The organism is Nocardioides sp. CFH 31398, assembly GCF_022436705.1.
Classification (GTDB): domain Bacteria; phylum Actinomycetota; class Actinomycetes; order Propionibacteriales; family Nocardioidaceae; genus Nocardioides.
Map to the genome: position 1 here is coordinate 1 of NZ_JAKUHT010000033.1, position 4,705 is coordinate 4,705.

Annotated in this window: 5 protein-coding genes; all 5 read right to left on the reverse strand. The window is 75.4% G+C overall.

The window, feature by feature from the left end; genetic code table 11:
- Positions 1-295: 295 nt before the first annotated feature.
- The gene (locus MJ876_RS19735; RefSeq protein WP_240234469.1) at positions 296-946 is read right to left on the reverse strand and encodes a response regulator transcription factor; all 651 of its coding nucleotides are present in this window, start codon (positions 944-946) and stop codon (positions 296-298) included.
- On the reverse strand, positions 943-2,691 hold the full coding sequence (locus MJ876_RS22400; RefSeq protein WP_240234470.1) for a histidine kinase: 1,749 nt from the start codon (positions 2,689-2,691) through the stop codon (positions 943-945). Before MJ876_RS22400 ends, MJ876_RS19735 begins: the two co-directional genes overlap by 4 nt.
- 108 nt (positions 2,692-2,799) lie before the next feature.
- Positions 2,800-4,194 (reverse strand): NAD(P)(+) transhydrogenase (Re/Si-specific) subunit beta, encoded by a 1,395-nt coding sequence (locus MJ876_RS19745; protein WP_240234471.1) that lies wholly within the window; start codon positions 4,192-4,194, stop codon positions 2,800-2,802.
- Positions 4,194-4,493 (reverse strand): NAD(P) transhydrogenase subunit alpha, encoded by a 300-nt coding sequence (locus tag MJ876_RS19750; protein WP_240234472.1) that lies wholly within the window; start codon positions 4,491-4,493, stop codon positions 4,194-4,196. Before MJ876_RS19750 ends, MJ876_RS19745 begins: the two co-directional genes overlap by 1 nt.
- On the reverse strand, positions 4,490-4,705 hold a 216-nt coding region (locus MJ876_RS19755), incomplete at its 5' end, for a hypothetical protein (RefSeq protein ID WP_240239014.1). The genes MJ876_RS19755 and MJ876_RS19750, both read right to left, overlap by 4 nt.

Here is a 4,705-nt window from a genome sequence, read left to right on the forward strand (position 1 = left end):
GCGCCGCTGAGGCGGCGCGTGGTTGCGGGTCGTCTGGGTCGCACGGGTCCCGCTGGTGCGCGGGTTTCACCAGCCGGCTGGTGAAACCCCGACTCGGCCCTCGAAACTTCGGGGGCCAAGTCGGGACATCACGGGTCGGCTGGTGAAACCCCCGAGCGCGACCCCGAGCGCTCGCCCGGATCAGCGCGGGACGAAGCGCTGGAGCACCTCGCGTCGTGGGTGCGGACGCGTCCGTGGACGCCACGGGGTGGACCTCACCTCCCCCGCCCGGGGCGACGGCGAACCAGAACCGCGCTCACCCGCCGGGTCGGACCAGCCCGTGCTCGTAGGCGAGGACGACGGCCTGCACCCGGTCCCGCAGCCCGAGCTTGGCGAGCACCCGCGCGACGTGGGTCTTGACCGTCTGGATGCTCACGACCAGCTCGGCGGCGATCTCGGCGTTGCTGCGCCCGCGGGCCACCAGCTCGAGGACCTCCGCCTCCCGGGTGGTGAGGTGCTCGTAGCCGCGCGGCGGCCCGTCGCGGCCGGCGCGCGTGAACTCCGCGACCAGGCGACGAGTGATGGAGGGCGCCAGCAGCTCCTCGCCCCGGACGACGGCGTGGACGGCGGCGACCAGCCGGTCGCCCGGACCGTCCTTGAGCAGGAACCCGCTCGCCCCGGCCAGCAGCGCGTCGTACACCAGCTGCGAGCGGTCGAAGGTGGTGAGGATGACCACGCGGGTGCCGGGCAGGGTCCCGGTGATCCGCCGCGTCGCCGCGATGCCGTCGAGGCCGGGCATCCGGATGTCCATCAGGACGACGTCGGGGCGCAGCGCCTGCGCGAGCTCGACGGCCGTCGCGCCGTCGGGCGCCTCGCCCAGGACGGCGACGTCCGGCTCGGGCTCCAGCAGCATCCGCAGGCCGGCCCGCACGAGGTCGTGGTCGTCGGCGAGCAGGACGCCGATCATCCGACACCGACCGGGCACGCCGCGGGCGCCGGGACCTCCGCGACCACGCGGAACCCGCCGTCGTCGGGCCCCCAGCGCAGCGCACCGCCCCGCTCGGCGAGGACGGCGGCCAGGCCGGCCAGCCCGGTGCCGGACCCGCGCACCGGCGGCTGGCCGGCGCCGGGCGCACGACCGGTGTCCCTCACGTCGACCCGCCAGCCGGCTCCCGACCGGGCCACGACCACCGACGCGGTGGCCTCCGGCGCGTGCCGGGCCACGTTCACGAGCGCCTCCCGGACGACCCGGTGCACGAGGGCGCCGGCGGCACCGCGGGGTGGCGGCCCCGGCTCGGTCGACGCGGTGGTCGCCACCCCGACGAGCCGCCCGAGGGCACGGATGCGCGAGGCGTCGAGGACGTCGTCGTCGGCGAGGGCGTCGAGGCCGTCGCGGAGCTCGGCCACCCCTCCCGCCGCGGTCGCCGCGATCGTCGCGAGGGCCTCCGCTGCACCGGCGGGGTGACGGCGAGCCGCCGAGGCCTGGAGGCAGACGACGGTCAGCGTGTGGGCGACGGTGTCGTGCAGCCGGCTCGCCAGCGCCTGCCGCTCGCGAGCCGTCGCCAGGCGGGTCGCGGCGTCGCGGCCCGCCGCGAGGGCGTCCACCACCTCCGCCGTACGCCGGGCCCGGGCGTGCCACCCGGCGGCGAGGCGCCCCAGCAGCACCGTGGCGGTGAGCCAGGCGACGACCATGACGTCCTCGGCCGGACCGGCCTCGTCGACGTCGACCGCCGAAAGGTGTCCCAGCAGCAGGGCGGACGCGACCGTGGCGAGCCACGTCGGGACCCACCACCACGAACGGGACCAGGCGCCGAGCGAGTAGACGAGCACCGACAGCAGGGCGATGCCGGTCACCGTGGCGGGCACGGGCGTCAGCCACGCGGTGGCGGCCGCGGCGGCGACGAGGAGCACGAGGGCGGCGAGGACCGGCCGGGAGCGGCGGAGCACCAGGGGCGCGGCCACCAGCACCCCGGCCAGGGCGCACAGCCACGACGGCCCACGGGCCAGCGGGTGGACGACCATCTCGACCGCGACGGCGACGCCGATCGCCGCGGCCAGGCCCAGGTCCGCCCACGACGGACGCGGCGCCGGGGCGGCGTCCTGCGCCTGCGACGTCGACGCGGGCGGCTCCGGCGCGGCGAGGGAGCCGAGGACGTCGCGGACCTCGTCGAGCGCCCCCCGGGCCTCGGACTCCAGGACCGCCAGGGCGCCGGCGTCGCCGACCCGGCGCGCTCCGTCGGCGCGGACGGCGATCGCGGCGAGACGCTCGGTCACGCCGACGTGCACCTGCTGCTGCACCCGGGCCTGCTCCTCGAGGCGGGCCGCCAGGACGGCCTGCCGCTCCTGCTCCTCGAGCTCGTCCGCGAGGGCGCGCAGCCGGTCGACCTGCGCCGCGCGAGCGGTGACGACCCGGCCGGCGGCGGCGGGCCCGGCCACGAACGCCAGGAAGAACACGGCGTCGTCCAGCGGGTGGTACGCCGCGCCGCTGAGCTGGCTGACCGCGCAGAGGCACCCCGCGCTCACCGGCACCATGAGCAGCGCGACCCGCGGTCCGAGCCACGCACCGGCCGCGTACCCGGCGATCGCGGCGAGGAGGGTCAGCACGACCCCGTCGACCAGCAGCGGCCACCCCGCCGCGAGGGCGACGAGCGGCGTCAGGGTCACCAGCGCGACCACGACCCACGCGACGGCGGACGGGACGGGCCGGGACACGGAGCCGAGCCTAGGCAGCGACGACCCCGTCGCGCCTCACTCCGCAGAGTGACGCGGACTGACGCGGACTGACGCGAGGTGACGCGGGGAGGCCGGGCCCGGCGGCCGCTACAGCTTCTTGACCCCCGCCAGCACCTCGGTCAGCGACTCGCGCGCGTCGCCGAACAGCAGCATGGTGCCGGGCTGGTAGAGCAGCTCGTTCTCGATGCCGGCGAAGCCGGGACGCATGGACCGCTTGAGGAAGACGGTCTGCTTGGCCTTGTCGGCGTCGAGGATCGGCATGCCGTAGATCGGGGACGACTTCTCGGTGCGCGCGGCGGGGTTCACCACGTCGTTGGCGCCGACGACGAGGACGACGTCGGCGGTCGGGAAGTCGCCGTTGATCCGGTCCATCTCACGCAGCTGGTCGTAGGGCACCTGCGCCTCGGCGAGCAGCACGTTCATGTGCCCGGGCATGCGCCCGGCCACCGGGTGGATCGCGTAGTCGACACGGACGCCGCGCTCGGCGAGCAGGTCGACGAGCTCGCGCAGCGTGTGCTGGGCCTGCGCGACGGCGAGGCCGTAGCCGGGGACGACGATCACGCGGTCGGCGTACGCCAGGGTGATGGCGACGTCCTCCGCCGTCCCGGAGCGCACGGGACGGTCCGAGGCGGTGGTCGAGCCGAGCGTCGAGCCGCCCTTCAGGGCGCCGAAGAGGATGCCCGAGACCGACCGGCCCATCCCGTTGGCCATCAGCAGCGTGAGGAAGGTGCCGGACGCACCGACCAGGGTGCCGCCCACGAGCAGCACCGTGTTGCCGAGCAGCCAGCCGGAGCCGGCGACGCACAGGCCGGTGAAGGCGTTGAGCAGCGAGATGACGATGGGCACGTCGGCCCCACCGACCGGCAGCACGAGCAGGACGCCGAACGCGAGGCCGAGCAGCGCGAGGACGAACCCCAGCCACAGCGACTGGCCGCCGACGGTCAGCCACACGGCGCCCGCGAGCGCCAGGACGAGGACGCCGACCACGGCGACCGGCAGGCCCGGGAACACCACCGGGCGGGAGGTCATGAGCTCCTGCAGCTTGGCGAAGGTGACGACCGAGCCGGCGAACGAGACCGTGCCGACGACCACGGTGAAGGCGGTGATGGCCCAGGTGTCCCAGCCGAGGACGTCGAGGTCGGCGTAGGCGAGGAACTCCTCGAGCTCCACCAGCGCGACCAGCGCGGCGGCGCCGCCGCCGACGCCGTTGAAGAGCGCCACCATCTGCGGCATCTGCGTCATCTGCACCCGCTGGGCGCCGAGGACGCCGAGCACGGTGCCGACCACGATCGCGCCCACCATCAGCAGGACGTTGTCGAGGTCGAGGTAGAGGAACGGCAGCAGGCAGGCGACCGTCGCGGCGACCGCGCCGACGAGGTTGCCGGCGCGGGCGGTCCGGGGGCCCGACAGGCCCTTGAGCGCGAGGATGAACCCGACGGCGCAGAGCAGGTAGACCAGCTGCACCCAGGTCGGCGCCGCCATCACGGGCGGCCCTTGGCGCCGGACGCCGGACGGCGGCGCGAGAACATCTGCAGCATCCGGTCGGTCACGACGAAGCCGCCGACCATGTTGATGGTGGCGAGCACGATCGCCAGGGTGCCCAGCGCGACGAACACCGGCTCGTCCGTCGACCCGGTGACGAGGATCGCGCCGAGCAGGATCACGCCGTGGATCGCGTTCGCGCCCGACATCAACGGCGTGTGGAGGGTCGAGGAGACCTTCGAGATGACCTCGACGCCCACGAACACGCTGAGCACGAGGATGGTCAGGAGCTCGATCACAGGGAACCGCCTTGCAGGACCGCTCGGGTCATCTCGTGGACGACGACGCCGTCCTTGACGACGCAGGACTTCGCCACGACCTCGTCCTCCATGTCGGGGGCGAACCGCAGCACCCTCTCGCCGGGCGGGCCCGGGGGCCCGGGCGGCGGCGGGGTGTCCGCGGCGGCCTCGTCGCCGGGCCCGGCCGCGCCGGCGCCCGGGTCGGCGGCGGG

Bases quoted from the DNA above. Each gene is read 5' to 3' on its own strand.
- MJ876_RS19735 (WP_240234469.1), bottom strand. From the start codon at position 946: ATGATCGGCGTCCTGCTCGCCGACGACCACGACCTCGTGCGGGCCGGC.
- MJ876_RS19745 (WP_240234471.1), bottom strand. From the start codon at position 4,194: ATGGCGGCGCCGACCTGGGTGCAGCTGGTCTACCTGCTCTGCGCCGTC.